Raw genomic sequence first — 13,238 nt, forward strand, 5'->3', positions numbered from 1 at the left:
GGGGGGTTTGCAGCATGAGGACCTAGCTGGCGGCGTGTCGCCGACGTGTCGGGTCCTCGTATAGTTCCATTCCCCCGTTTTGAGGCAGTGAGGTCGCGGTTCGTGGTGGTGCGGTGCTCAAAGTGCAGACCACCTCGGCGAAAAACGCTGAAAATGGGCTGTTGTGGGCGAGGTGGTCTGCGTTTTGGGCACAACGGCGTCTGGTAGGGTGTGTTGTTCGCGCGCGAACTCGATGTTGCGAGCGGTAACCCGCTACGTCGCATACAAACCCGCTAGTTGGAGTGTGGGCGGGGCTGCCCAGGTTCGTATTAGCCGGTTAACGTGCGGATTAGAGGGCCCGCGTGCGGATTAGCGGGTTAACGTGCGCATGATGGGGACCAGATTGTCACCTGTCAGCTTGCGCGTGGCTGGTTGGGGTATAGCCAGTGATCGCCGGGGTGTAACGCGTGACCTGTCGGACTCGCACGTGGGTGTGGTAGTGCCCCGCCCGAAGCCGGGCGGGGCACTACCACACCCATCAATCAGGCGTTCTGCAAAGCTCCCTGCATGGTGAACATCAAGGCCACCATGATCGTGTTGTTGAGCGTGTGGAACAGCCATGAGTAGGCGACGTTCTTCCCGGACTTCACGTAGATGAGCGTCAGGACGATGCTGAGCGGCAGGTATGAGAAGAAGTCCTGCCACTGGTGAGAGTGCATGTACGCAAACAGCGCCGCTGAGATCGATGCGACGAGCCATGTGGGTGCATACGCACTGAGCTTGCCGATGAGGATGTGGCGGTAGAACATTTCCTCCACCAGGGGCACGCCAACGGTCACGAAGAAGGAGAACGCCAGGCCAAGGGTCCCGTCATTCAGGGCGTTGATGACCTGCTGTTGGTTTTCGGCAACTGGCGGGTTGCCTCCGTAGAGGGCAATGCGGGTCGCGGCCTGGACGATGACGACCAGGATCCACAGGCCGAAAAGCAGCAGGATCTTCAAGAAGGGGTGCGTGCGCAGATAGGAAAACGCTGGGAAAAACTCGCGTGCGAAGAATGCGAGGACGACGATCAACAAAACCGTGTCGATCGCTAGGTTGATGGCGGTCAGGCTCCACGATGCGGGGAAGATCCATGTCGGCACTCCTACCAGGAAGAACGCTGCGTAGGGGATCCCGAAGATCGCGATGCGCCCCCAGTCGGTGCGGGTGGGGCGCGTGGGGGACGAGGCCGGGGTGGCGTACGTCGTCGTGGTGACGATAGGCAGGGGGCTGGGGAATTCGGTCGGTGTTTGTGGCGAAAGGGAGATTTCGGTGGGGCGAGGGTCGGTGGTCACGGGCTGTTGCCTGCTTCCTGTCGTTGAAGGGTGGTGCGGGGATATTCTGACAGACTTTGAAATAGAACGGCGTCTGGCGGGGGAGTGGTGACGTTGACTAATCGCTGCAAGCAAGCGCGTTTATGGCATCGTGTCACTAAACAATAATTGCGGGCCTTTGGTCCCAGAAGGTGAGTGCGAGAGGGCGCTAAATAACGTTACGACGGGGTTGCAATTTAGGAGAACCTAATCGGACTACTATCGTCCTGGCACAGATGTGGCTACGCTGCTTGATAGGAATTTCATCAACCCGGCGCGCCCATCACGCCGGTCCATCAGGAGGCAAGCGATGGCAGTGCTTCGTGCTCGCGCAGATCATGTTGTCCAGCGGTCTATTCGTCTTCTCGTCGCCCTGGTCATGGCGTCTCTCGTCGTGGCGATTGTCGCTGTGCCGTCGCGCGCGGCCAACCAGACGTGGGGCGACGTCGCGACGACGATCAACGGCCTCATCGACGAAGGCGTGTCCACTTTTAAGGCGGGCGACGCTAAGGGCGGCAAGGATAAGGTCAACGACGCCTACTACAAGCACTACGAGATCACCGGTATGGAGAAACAGGTGATGGCCCGCATCTCCGGTTCGCGTGTCTCTCAGGTCGAAATGGAGTTCTCCCTCCTCAAGAAGGCCATGACGGACGGTGATAGCGCGGGCGTCGACAGTCATGCCACGACCCTCAAGCAGTACATTGTTGAAGACGCCGCGTCCCTGGACGGTGTAGCCCCCGGTACGTCCTCCCAGGCCTCGTCGGACGACTACAGCCCCGGCGCGTGGGGCGAGGTCGCCAAGACTATCAACGGCATCCTTAATGACGGTGCCAACGCCTACAAGGGCGGCGACGCCAAGGCCGGTAAGGACAAGGTCAACGAGGCCTACTACAAGCACTACGAGATCACCGGCATGGAGAAGCAGGTCATGAGCCGTATCTCCGGTTCGCGCGTCTCCCAGGTCGAAATGGAGTTCTCTCTCCTCAAGAAGGCCATGACCGATGATGATTCGGCGGCGGTCGACCAGCACCTCGCGACGCTGACGAACTACATCCGCGAGGATGCCAACAGCCTCGACGGCTACACTGGCAAGGCCACTCAGGATTCGGGCACCTCCCCGTGGCTCGCCCAGTTCCTGCCCTCCCTCCTCGTGATCCTGCGTGAGGGCATGGAGGCGATCCTTGTCGTCGCCGCAGTCCTGGCCTACCTGGCCAAGGCCGGACACAAGAACAAGACCCCCATCGTCTGGGGCGGTGTGGCGCTCGCTTTCGCCTTGTCCATCGGCCTGGCCGTCCTCTTCAGCTACGTCACCTCCCTGGCGGGCGCGAACCAGGAACTCCTCGAGGGCTTCGCTGCGCTCTTCGCGGTCGTCATGCTCATCTGGGTCTCCAACTGGATGATCAACAAGTCGTCCAACAAGGCCTGGGACGAGTACATCAAGAAGCAGACGGATGCGTCGCTGAGCAGCGGCTCCCTGCTGGGCCTCGCCTTCATTTCCTTCCTCGCGGTCCTGCGCGAAGGTGCCGAGACGATCCTCTTCTATGTCCCGATCGTCGCCGCCGCGGGCGACAAGGTCCACTACGTGTGGATCGGCTTGGCGGTCGGCCTCGTGGCCCTCGTTGTCATCTACCTGCTCATCCAGTTCGCGGCGGTTCGCATCCCGCTGCGCCCCTTCTTCACCATTACCTCGCTGCTGATGGCTTTCATGGCCTTCACGTTCACGGGTTCTGGTATCGGGGAACTGCAGGAGGCGGACGTCGTGTCTCTGACGCCCATCTCCGGCTTCCCCACCATTGACCTCTTGGGGATCTACCCCCGAGTGGAGAACCTGGCCGCGCAAGCCATCGTTCTCGTCATCATCGTCGGTCTCTATTTCTTCGGAAAAGCTCGCCTCGCCCGCGAGGCCGCCGCCCAGTCGCGGGCTGAGGACTGACTCCTCTCGAGCGACACCGACGTTTTACCCAACCAACACGCACAGGAGATCATCATATGAAGCGTTCTCTGTTCCGCGTCGGCGCGGCCCTGGCCACGCTGGCACTCGCAGGTACTCTGGCGGCCTGCTCCGCCGGTTCCTCCTCGTCCACCTCCAAGACGGGCACCTCCACCTCCACCTCCACCTCGGCCTCCGAGGGTGCAGCGCCCGGCGAGGACGCTGGCTTCGAGGAGCAGCCCCTGGGTGACGATGTTCACGTCGGCCCGCTCGTCGTGGGCGGCGTCTACTTCCAGCCCGTCGATATGGAGCCCGAGATGGGTACCCCGGCCGCCGAGTCCTCGATGCACATTGAGGCCGACGTCTCCGCCGCCGCTGACAACAAGCTTGGCTACGGCGCGGGCGACTTCGTCCCCGGCCTGACCGTCGACTACGCGATCAAGGACAAGTCCGGCACGGCCGTCCAGGAGGGCACGCTCATGCCGATGAACGCGTCCGACGGCCCGCACTACGGCCTGAACCTGCCCAAGCTCGACGCCGGCACCTACGACGTGACCTTCACGATCAAGCCCCCCAGCGGTTGGCTGCTGCACACCGATAAGACCACGGGCGTTGAGGGCCGTTTCTGGACCGAGCCCCTCGTCGCCGAGTTCCCGGATTGGCAGTGGGACCCCACCGCCGTTTCGTGGTGATCGACGCGTAAGCAACGCGGGGACGAGGCCGTGGTTCCACCCGGGATCACTGGCCTCGCCCCGTGCCCCCGTGGGGGACTACACTCGGCACCGGAGCCGCATGACTTCGGTGTGCCTTTGGTGAGAGAGGAAAGCCAATGCTTGTGCAGATGAGTGAGGCGACGCTGACGTTGCTGCTGACGATGCTTGCCGTCGGAGCCGTCATCCGCTTCATGCCCGCAGCTGGACGGGGACGCCGCGGAAAGTTGGCGCGCTCGAGGGCCGTGTGGGGCGGCATCATCGTGGGCGTGGCGTCCTCCCTGGTCCTCACGATTATCAACGTTGAAGCCCCCAAGTCTGTTAACCGCCAGACCGTGGGCCTCTATACGCTGCCGATCGCGGTGGCCCTCGCCCTGATTTTCCTCGCTCTGGTTGCTGTACGCGCACGCCGGATGCGCGCCCACCTGACGAACACGATGGACGACGAGGCCCGGGCGGCCTCGTCCATGGAGACCGCCCTGCGCGGTGACGGCCTCGTGCGTCTGGTCGGCGCGCTTTTCATTGCTTTCGCCCTGTTCCGTGCCGTGCCCACCGCGATGAATCAGGCGCTCATGATGACGTCGGGCGGCGTGCAGCTGTATTCGACGCCGATGGTGCTCGCGATTGTCGGTTATGCGCTGGCGTGGGTGCTCGTGTGTTTCCTGACGTGGGTGTCGTACCGGCTGTGCGCGTGGAATAACCGCGTATGGCCGGCAGCCGTAATCCTGGCTGCGCTGCTGTCGAACTACGCGCTGCTGTTCGTGCGCATCCTCAAGGCGAAGCGCTGGATCAAGACGTCCAAGGAAGCGTGGGCAGTCATCTCCTGGTTCATCAACAATGAGGCCGTTTTCACCATCGTGGCCGCCGTGGCTCTGGGCGTCGTCGTTGTTTTGACGTGGGTGGCCTCGCGCTCCATTCCGACCGTTGGAGCTAACCCGGCCGAGGGCCGCCTGGGCCGTGCCCGCTCGCGCCTGTATAAGTCCATGGCGGGCACCGCCGCCATCGGCTACCTGTGCGGCGCGCTGCTCATCACCGTCGGCGTCGCCTACGGTAGCCAGGAAGTTGAGCTGTCCGCCCCCGAGTCGTACAGCGTCGTCGAGGACCAGGTGAGCGTCAACCTGGCCGACATTTCTGACGGCCACCTGCACCGCTTCGAGTACACGACCTCGGGCGGCGTGAAGGTGCGTTTCATCGTCATTCAAAAGTCCGGTTCCTCTTATGGTGTGGGTCTGGATGCGTGTGAGATCTGCGGCCCCACCGGCTACTACGAGAAGGACGGCAAGGTCATCTGCAAGCTGTGTGAAGTGGCGATGAACATCGCGACCATCGGCTTTAAGGGTGGCTGTAACCCCATCCCCATTGACTACAAGGTCTCGAACGGGACACTGACCGTGCCGATTTCGGCGCTTGAGGCCTCGGCCTCCATCTTCGCGAAGTAAAGGGACTCACGTGTTTTTCCGAATGCTGCGAGGGGCCCTCACGAGGCGCGGTAACCGCCACCTCATGATCGCCCTGACCGTCGCCCTGGGCGCGGGTGTGGCCACGTCCATGCTCTCCGTCATGTTCAACGTGGGCGACAAGGTCAACCAGGAACTCAAGTCCTACGGCGCGAACATCGTGGTGCGCCCGCAGGGCGCGGCCGTCCTCGACGACCTGTACAACACGGGCGAGACCTCAGAGGCGCGCTCGTACCTGCGCGAGGATGAGCTTGGCAACATCAAAACGATCTTTTGGACCTACAACATTCTCGACTTTGCGCCGCTGCTGAACGTGTCGGCGACCGACGCCAGCGGCGAGCATGTGCCCACGACGGGGACGTGGTTCAGCCATCACCTCGAGTTGGCCACCGGTGAGAGCGTCGAGACCGGTCTGGACAAGCTGCGCGGCTGGTGGGGCCTTCAGGGCGCGTGGCCGGCGGACGATGACGCGACCGGCGCGATCATTGGCACCTCCTACGCCTCGGCGCGCGGCCTGAACGTGGGCGATACCTTCACGCTCACCCGCGAGGGCGTCTCTCAGGATTTCACGGTGCGCGGGATCATCACCAGCGGTGACGACGCCGACCGCGGCGTCTTTATCCAGCTTCCCGCCGCCCAGACATTCATTGGGCGTGAGGGGGCCGTCGGGAGCGTCGAGGTCTCGGCGTTGACGACCCCCGACAATGACCTGGCTCGCAAGGCCGCGAAGAACCCGAACTCGCTGAGCGTGTCCGAGAAGGAAACGTGGTACTGCACGGCCTACGTCTCCTCGATCGCCTACCAGATCGAGGAAGTCATGACGGACTCCGTGGCCCGCCCTGTCCGACAGGTCGCCCAGTCCGAAGGCACGATCCTGGAGAAGACCCAGCTGCTCATGGTCCTCGTGACCATCCTGGCTCTCATCGCCTCGGCCTTGGCGATCGCGAACCTGGTGACCGCCGGCGTCATGGAGCGCTCCAGCGAAATCGGCCTCATGAAGGCCGTGGGCGCGAAAGATAAACAGATCATCGCCCTGTTCCTCACGGAGACGATCATCGTGGGCCTGGCCGGCGGGGTCCTCGGCTACGGCGGAGGCCTCGCTCTGGCCCAGGCGATCGGATACATGGTCTTCCACTCGTCCATCGCGTTCGCGCCCGTCGTCGTCGGCCTTGTCGCCGTCCTCGTCATCCTCGTCGTCCTGGGAGCCTCCATCCCGGCGATCCGCTACCTGCTGCGCCTCAACGCGGCCGAAGTCCTGCACGGAAGGTGATGCTTATGTCCAGACGAGCAATGTTCTGGCGGATGGTCATCTCCTCCATCCTGCGCCGCCGCTCCCGCGTCCTCATCGCGATTCTCGCCGTCGCCATCGGCGCGACGACCCTGTCCGGCCTCGTCACTATCGCGGTGGATGTGCCCGCGCAGATGGCCCGCGAGATCCGCTCCTACGGCGCGAACCTCGTCGTTACGCCCGCTGGTGATGGGGTCCTCACGGACGAGGCCGTGGCCACCTCGACCGCTCAGGTGCCCGCGAGCGCTCTGGTCGGATCCGCCGCGTTTGATTACGAGACCGTCACCATCAACGACCAGCCCTACGTCGCGGGCGGGGCAGACCTGGGTGCCGTGCATGCCATGAACCCGTATTGGTTTGTGGACGGGGAGTGGCCCGAGGCTTCGGGCCAGGTCCTCGTGGGCGAGCAGGTTGCCTCGACCATCGACGTCAAGGCCGGAGACACGATCACAATCAGCCAACTGGACGCGAGCGCCTCGTCGAAGGCTGCCGCGCAGTCCGGGGCGCAGGCCTCGGCCCTCAAGGTTGATCCGAGGACCGTCACCCTGACCGTGTCCGGCATCCTCAAGACCGGAGGCAACGAAGACGGCTACGTGTACATGTCCACCTCGGACATGGACGCGCTGACCGGGACCAGCGGCACTGTGTCGCTCGCCGAGTACTCGATCACCCTGGAAGGCGAACAGCTCAGCGCCGTTGCGGACGCGATGAACGCTGCAAACCCTGACATTCACGCCCAGACCGTGCGACGTCTCGCCCAGTCCGACGCGGGCGTCCTCACCATGCTGAGGTCCCTGCTCATCGTCATCACCGTCATCGTCCTGGCACTGACCATGATCGGCGTATCCACCACGATGATCGCCGTCGTCACCGAGCGCCGCAACGAGATCGGCCTGCGCAAGGCCCTGGGCGCGACCGCCCGATCCATCACCCGCGAGTTCATGGGTGAGGGCGTCATGCTCGGGTTCATCGGAGGAGTCCTGGGTGCCGGGGCCGGCTACGGCCTCGCCGTCCTCATCTCCACCTCCGTGTTCCACCGGTCCATCTCGCTGCACCCCGTGATCCTCCTCGGCACGGTCGCCTGCTCCATCCTCATTGCCGTCCTCGCCTGCCTCCCGCCCGTGCGCCGCGCACTGGCCGTCGATCCCGCGCTCGTCCTGCGCGGAGAATGAGAGAGCCACCATGACTACCCCCGACACCCCCACCGCCGCCGATGCGCCCGAGGCCGCCCAGGCCTCGTCGGCCTCCACGGACGCGCTGCTGAGCCTGGAGAGCGTCTCCAAGATCTACGGCGACCTGCACGCCCTCGACAACGTGTCGCTGGAGATCCCGCGCGGTCAGTGGGTCTCCATCGTCGGCCCCTCCGGCTCCGGCAAGACGACCCTCATGAACATCGTCGGAGCCATGGACACGGCCACCAAGGGCACCGTCATGCTCGACGGGCACGACATCTCCGACCTGACCGCCGACGAACTCACCGAGGTCCGCTGCCGCACGATCGGCCTCGTCTTCCAGCAGTTCCACCTCATCGGCCACCTGACCGCCCTCGAGAACGTCATGGTCGCGCAGTACTACCATTCGATGCCCGACGAAAAGGAAGCCCTCGAGGCTCTCGACCGCGTGGGTCTCGCCGACCGCGCCAGCCACCTGCCCCGCCAGCTCTCCGGCGGCGAGCAGCAGCGCGTGTGCGTGGCCCGCGCCCTCATCAACTACCCCAAGCTGGTCCTCGCCGACGAACCCACCGGCAACCTGGACGAAACCAACGAGGAAATCGTCCTCGACCTGTTCAACCAGCTCCACCAGGACGGCACGACCCTCATGGTCGTCACACACGACGCGCTCGTCGCCGAACAGGGCCAGCGCGAAATCCGGCTCGACCACGGTAAAGTCGTCAAGGAAACGTGGCACGACCACGATTTCGAAGAGCGCGCCTCCGGACTGGTTCTGCCTGGCCGCGATGGCGTTGCGCGCAGCGGAAAGGACAAGGTGCGATGACCACGCCCACCACGCTCGATACCCGGTCCCGTTGGGTCGCCCCGGCCTCGTTCGCGGTCCTCGGTGCGCTCGGCGCGACCATTCTGGCCGCCTGCACGCCCACCACCGGCCTCGACATGAGCAAGCCGCTCAGCGACGGCACCTGGACCGCCCAGTCCAACGCCGACGACCAGGGTTCTATCGGCACCATCACCATCACCGTCGAAGGCGGGCGCATCACAGCCACCTCCTACGAGACGACGCTCGCCGACGGCACCGACAAGGGTGCCGAATACGGCAAGAGCTCGTCGGGCGAAGTCTTCAACGAGGACTACTACAAGAAGGCACAGGCCGCCGTCGCCTCCTACCAGGAGTACTCCGACAACCTCACCCAGGTCGGCGACCCCGCCAAGGTCGACGTCATCACCGGTGCCACCGTCGCCCACCAGCAGTTCGTGCAGGCCGCGATCCGCGCCATCGCCGCCGCACAGGGCGTCTCCCCGGACGGTGCCGACGACATCGACATCCCCGGCCTGAACGACTCCATGAAGGACAGCGACGTCGACGGCTCCGACAGCTGAGCCCGTGCGCGCCGTGGGCTGCGTGGACTCTGCGGTGTCTGTAGGTGCCGTGGACTCTGTGGGTCCTGTGCGCTCTGGGGGTTCCGTGGGTGTCGTGCGCTCTGCGGGCGGCTCGGGGGACGAGGCCGTGGCTATGTTCCCGGGGTCTGCTCGCGCGGCGGGTGCGTCGCATACTGCGGCTGAGACGTGCGGCGATGCGGCCACCGATTCTCGCGGCGTCTCCGGCGTGCCGGGCGCCGCAGAGGAATCGCACACCGGTGTCGCTGCTCATGAGGGGGCTGCGGTTCCCTCCGTCCCACCGATGTGGCGCTCTTCCTTCCCAGCGATGGGCACCCGTGTCGATATCATCGGGTGGGGCGGCGAGGGCATGGCTATCGTGAACGCTCTCGTCGAGGTCGTGGCGCGTCACGAAGATCTGTGGAGCGTGTTCCGGCCCTCCTCGGAGATATCGCGGCTCAACGCTGCGTTCCGCGTTGATAGCTCGTGCGTGCCAGATTCAGGGACTCTCACGATCAGGGGCACGCATGGGAGCGGTGACCCCACAGCCGCTGGAGCGTCCGCTACGTCCTCCGACACAACCAAGAATTCTGATGCACCGCATGCCTCCTGTCACCGCCCGCAACCATCCCGCGAAGGAACCTCTAATGCGGGGGTCAGCCCAGGCCTCGTCGTCAGCGAAGAAACCGACCGGCTACTGCGCGACGCGCTGACGCTCGCGGAGGCGACCGGGGGAGCGTTCAATCCGCTGGTCGGGCCGCTCGTTGCCGCGTGGGACGTGCGGGCCATGCGGGCCGCCTTCGTCGCGGGTGCGCCGTTACCTCCCGCGCCGTCTGCTCGTGTCGTCGAGGCGGCGGTGCATGCCTCGTCGTGGCGCTCGTTATCGCGCGTCGGCGAGAGGCAGTGGGCGCTGAGCAGCGTTGACGACTCTGCGTGCAGGACCGATGCCGCAGGACCTGGCGCGCGCTGCGTGCCAGGCGACGGTACCCGCGATAAGCAGCGTGAAGGCGCGTTAGGGCGGGGAAGGGCCGGTGCCGCTCGTTCCGGCGGTGCTCAAGACGCGGCACGCGTTGATGCCTCGGGCGCGCGTGCGCTGGTGGGCTGCGAGACGGATACGGGCGTGGCTGTGCTTCCGGGCGATCAGGGGCGTGACGCACTGAGTCCGCGCGTGGACCTCGGCGGGATTGCGAAAGGATACACGGCCGATGCATGCCGCGATCTCGCGGTGTCTATGGGGGCGCGCGGCGTCCTCGTGTCGGTGGGGACGTCGTCGGTGGCCGTGTTTGGGACTCGTGCCGACGGTTCTGCGTGGCGGGTTGGCATGCGGGACCCTCGCGGCGCGCCCACGGCCGTCTCTGGCGTCGTGGAACTTCCCGTGGGCGATATGGCATCCCTGTCAACGTCCGGCGACAACTTGGGACCGCTGGGCGGCCTTGGCGCCGCGCGCGACGGCGAGCGTGGGGTTGCTGATTCTGCTGATGATCATGCTCGCGAGTACGCACCCGAGCACTGCGATGCCGCTCGTCCCGTCGATGGTAGCGGCGGGGCTGGTAGCAGCGTCGCAGTAAACGCTGCCGCGCGTGAAACGTCGCGTGAAACAGGTGCGGGTGGCTGTGTGCATGGCGGTGCGCAGGGTGGTGGGGACTGTGCCGGTGGTGATGCCAGCGGTGGCGTGTCGGGCGAGGGTTCCGTAGCGGGTGGCGCTGGCTCTGATGGTGTGATTGCTGAGGCTCGCACTGATGGCCGTACTCATGCCACTGTTATTGCTGCCGAGCCGGGCGCGCCCACCGGGGGAGGGCAGGCCTCGTCCCTGCGTGAAACAACTCGTGAAACACCCGTGTACGCGACCGATGCTACCGCGTCCTCTCACGTCGATGGGGCGGCACCCTCCTCGCGCCTGCTCGATCACCACATTATCGACCCGCGCACAGGCTATCCGGCGCGTGCGGGGGTGCGCCAGGTGAGCGTGGTGGCGACGTCGGGGGTGCTGGCAGAAGCGCTGTCGACGGCGCTCCTCGTTGACCCGTCGCTGGATGTTGACGCGGTCGTGGCGCGCTGGGCTCGCGTGACGGGCACCCCGGCCTCGGCGCAGATCGTTGGCCTGGCGCGGGCAGAGCAAGGGTGAGGTCCAGGCGCGGTCCGGCCAGGTCGGTGCCTGCGGTGCGAGGGGGCGTGGCTCAGGTGGTCTACCCGCCAGGCGTGATGTGACACTGCCGAGACTCGCAACCGAAGGTTCGAAGGGCGTGTTCGTTCCAGCTGTCGCTCGGCTGACGACCTCTATGCGGCGGAAGCCATGAGTGCTGGAGCCAACCGTGTGTTGTCCGATGCCCCTGTGATCGATCACCCGTTGAGAAAGTACTGAGGCAACTGTGATGACCGTCAGCTGGGCGGTGTGAGGCACGGGATCGTTGTTGAGGTTGGCCTCGATAATTGCCGACGTGCTTCAGGAATACTTCCGCGTTATCGCCGTTGTGTGTGGACTGGTGTGCAGGGGGCGAGCCACCGGCGCTGCACCCGTTACGTGGCGCTGCACCCGAACAGAAGGGGTGTAATGCCTACGGATCGGGTGCGCTGCCCCTCAGAACAAGTGAAAGTGTGGTCGGCGTGTGCAGAGGTGACTGTGCCGCACAGGGGGGAGGGCTGCCTCGCACAGGGGGGAAGGCTGCCTCGCACTCTATCCACAGTCCCTTGTTCGTGTCGCTGGTTATCCACAGGGGTTGATCGCCTTGATGATCTCAACTCGTGGGGCTGCGAGAATCCACATATGAGCAGCCACCAATTGACAGTCATTCGTTCCTCGGAGGCGTGTCGCATGGCGCATGAGGAAAAAGAATCAGGCGCTTTCTTACACGTGATGCGAGGATGCTACGTTCGAGTCGAAGACACGCGTCTTCTTGACACTCCGTGGCGCACTTGGATAACAGTGGCGCGAGCTCGTCTCCTCGCCGTCCATGCGTTGGGGAGCGGGGATCGAGTATTCGTTGGTGCAAGTTCACTTGCTTCTCGAGGTATTCCTCTGTGGGAGGCGAATCCGGACGTATACGTCTGGGCTCCTACTCGGCGTGGGAGTAAGCCTCTCCGCGCGGTTCGCGCAGCAGGGGTCCTCGTACCCGGGGTCTCGGTGCGATGGTCTGTTGTATCACCTCTCGAGAGAGAGCTACAGACTGTTGGTGGCGTCCTGGCTGAAGGCGTCATCGATGCGGCGGTTCGTATGGCTTGTTGGTCTGAGTCCCTGAGCGCATTTGTGGGGATCTGCATGGTGCTGAATAGGCAGTCGTCCTTTGACCTCTTTTCGCAGGAAGAGTGTCGCGATCGGGCACAGGGGGTTCGGTCAGAGATGCTCGTGAGGCTCACGGAGTGGCGTCAACATAACGACAACATACCGGCGCGCCGAGCAGCAGCCCTCATCCGAGCCGCTGATCCGGGGTGTGATAATCCTGCCGAGGCCGCCTTGCTATGGGTTGTGAAGTCCGTTTGTGCGTTCGAAGTGGTGACCCAGTATGAAATCGTTGTCAATGGGCGACAGTACTTTGCAGACATTGCGATTCCTGGTCTCATGATCATTTTTGAGTTCGATGGGATCGGAAAGCTCGGAAAGAATGAAGCTGACTTTGCTCAGGCGAAACGTGAATGGATTCAACGTGAAAATGATCTGCGCAGCGCTGGTTGGACGATCTATCGGGTGTCCTGGCCGGATTATGAAGACTTAGTGCGACTGAGAGCCTGGGTGACTGAGTTATTAGCGCCATACCAAGCATCGATCCCCGCATCGGCACAGCGCTTGTGGGCGGTTCCAACACAGGCCTGCGACGGACCGAATCGGCGGTTTCACACGGGGGCATCCCGACGGCGGTTGCAAGGGTCATACACATGATCGGAGGCGCTGCACCCGTTACGTGGCGCTGCACCCGAACAGAAGGGGTGTAATGCCTACGGATCGGGTGTAACGCCTCATCGGTAACAAGTG

Annotated in this window: 10 protein-coding genes; 9 read left to right on the forward strand and 1 reads right to left on the reverse strand. The window is 64.2% G+C overall.

The genetic code is table 11. The features are described 5' to 3' along the window. Positions 1-521 precede the first annotated feature (521 nt). A complete protein-coding gene (locus QZ149_RS02685; protein WP_291449657.1) occupies positions 522-1,313 on the reverse strand; it encodes a type II CAAX endopeptidase family protein in 792 nt (263 codons plus the stop codon). Positions 1,314-1,641: 328 nt separating this feature from the next. Between QZ149_RS02685 and QZ149_RS02690 the strand changes: the two genes are divergently transcribed. From QZ149_RS02690 to QZ149_RS02730, 9 genes are all read left to right on the forward strand, one after another. Then, positions 1,642-3,267: an FTR1 family protein gene (locus QZ149_RS02690; RefSeq protein WP_291449659.1), complete on the forward strand. Its 1,626-nt coding sequence runs from the start codon at positions 1,642-1,644 to the stop codon at positions 3,265-3,267. A 56-nt stretch (positions 3,268-3,323) separates the two neighbouring features. Next, on the forward strand, positions 3,324-3,956 hold the full coding sequence (locus QZ149_RS02695; RefSeq protein WP_291449661.1) for an iron transporter: 633 nt from the start codon (positions 3,324-3,326) through the stop codon (positions 3,954-3,956). Positions 3,957-4,093: 137 nt separating this feature from the next. After that, complete coding sequence (locus QZ149_RS02700) at positions 4,094-5,413, forward strand: DUF2318 domain-containing protein (RefSeq protein WP_291449664.1); 1,320 nt, start codon at positions 4,094-4,096, stop codon at positions 5,411-5,413. Between the two features lie 10 nt (positions 5,414-5,423). Beyond that, entirely contained in the window at positions 5,424-6,701 is a 1,278-nt protein-coding gene (locus QZ149_RS02705) for an ABC transporter permease (protein WP_291449666.1), read from the forward strand. A 5-nt stretch (positions 6,702-6,706) separates the two neighbouring features. Then, on the forward strand, positions 6,707-7,891 hold the full coding sequence (locus QZ149_RS02710) for an FtsX-like permease family protein (RefSeq protein ID WP_009648271.1): 1,185 nt from the start codon (positions 6,707-6,709) through the stop codon (positions 7,889-7,891). Between the two features lie 10 nt (positions 7,892-7,901). Then, entirely contained in the window at positions 7,902-8,714 is an 813-nt protein-coding gene (locus QZ149_RS02715; RefSeq protein WP_291449671.1) for an ABC transporter ATP-binding protein, read from the forward strand. Next, positions 8,711-9,274, forward strand: a complete 564-nt coding sequence (locus QZ149_RS02720; protein ID WP_291449673.1) for an FMN-binding protein — start codon at positions 8,711-8,713, stop codon at positions 9,272-9,274. Before QZ149_RS02715 ends, QZ149_RS02720 begins: the two co-directional genes overlap by 4 nt. A 58-nt stretch (positions 9,275-9,332) precedes the next feature. Then, positions 9,333-11,396, forward strand: coding sequence for an FAD:protein FMN transferase (locus QZ149_RS02725; protein ID WP_291449676.1), 2,064 nt, complete (start codon positions 9,333-9,335; stop codon positions 11,394-11,396). Positions 11,397-12,608: 1,212 nt separating this feature from the next. Continuing rightward, the gene (locus QZ149_RS02730) at positions 12,609-13,145 is read left to right on the forward strand and encodes a hypothetical protein (RefSeq protein ID WP_291449719.1); all 537 of its coding nucleotides are present in this window, start codon (positions 12,609-12,611) and stop codon (positions 13,143-13,145) included. Positions 13,146-13,238: the final 93 nt, after the last annotated feature.

The organism is Actinomyces sp. ICM47 (assembly GCF_905369875.1).
In the GTDB taxonomy this organism is placed as follows: Bacteria; Actinomycetota; Actinomycetes; order Actinomycetales; family Actinomycetaceae; genus Pauljensenia.

Bases quoted from the DNA above. Each gene is read 5' to 3' on its own strand.
- QZ149_RS02690 (WP_291449659.1), top strand. From the start codon at position 1,642: ATGGCAGTGCTTCGTGCTCGCGCAGATCATGTTGTCCAGCGGTCTATT.
- QZ149_RS02700 (WP_291449664.1), top strand. From the start codon at position 4,094: ATGCTTGTGCAGATGAGTGAGGCGACGCTGACGTTGCTGCTGACGATG.
- QZ149_RS02695 (WP_291449661.1), top strand. From the start codon at position 3,324: ATGAAGCGTTCTCTGTTCCGCGTCGGCGCGGCCCTGGCCACGCTGGCA.
- QZ149_RS02720 (WP_291449673.1), top strand. From the start codon at position 8,711: ATGACCACGCCCACCACGCTCGATACCCGGTCCCGTTGGGTCGCCCCG.
- QZ149_RS02710 (WP_009648271.1), top strand. From the start codon at position 6,707: ATGTCCAGACGAGCAATGTTCTGGCGGATGGTCATCTCCTCCATCCTG.
- QZ149_RS02730 (WP_291449719.1), top strand. From the start codon at position 12,609: ATGCTCGTGAGGCTCACGGAGTGGCGTCAACATAACGACAACATACCG.
- QZ149_RS02715 (WP_291449671.1), top strand. From the start codon at position 7,902: ATGACTACCCCCGACACCCCCACCGCCGCCGATGCGCCCGAGGCCGCC.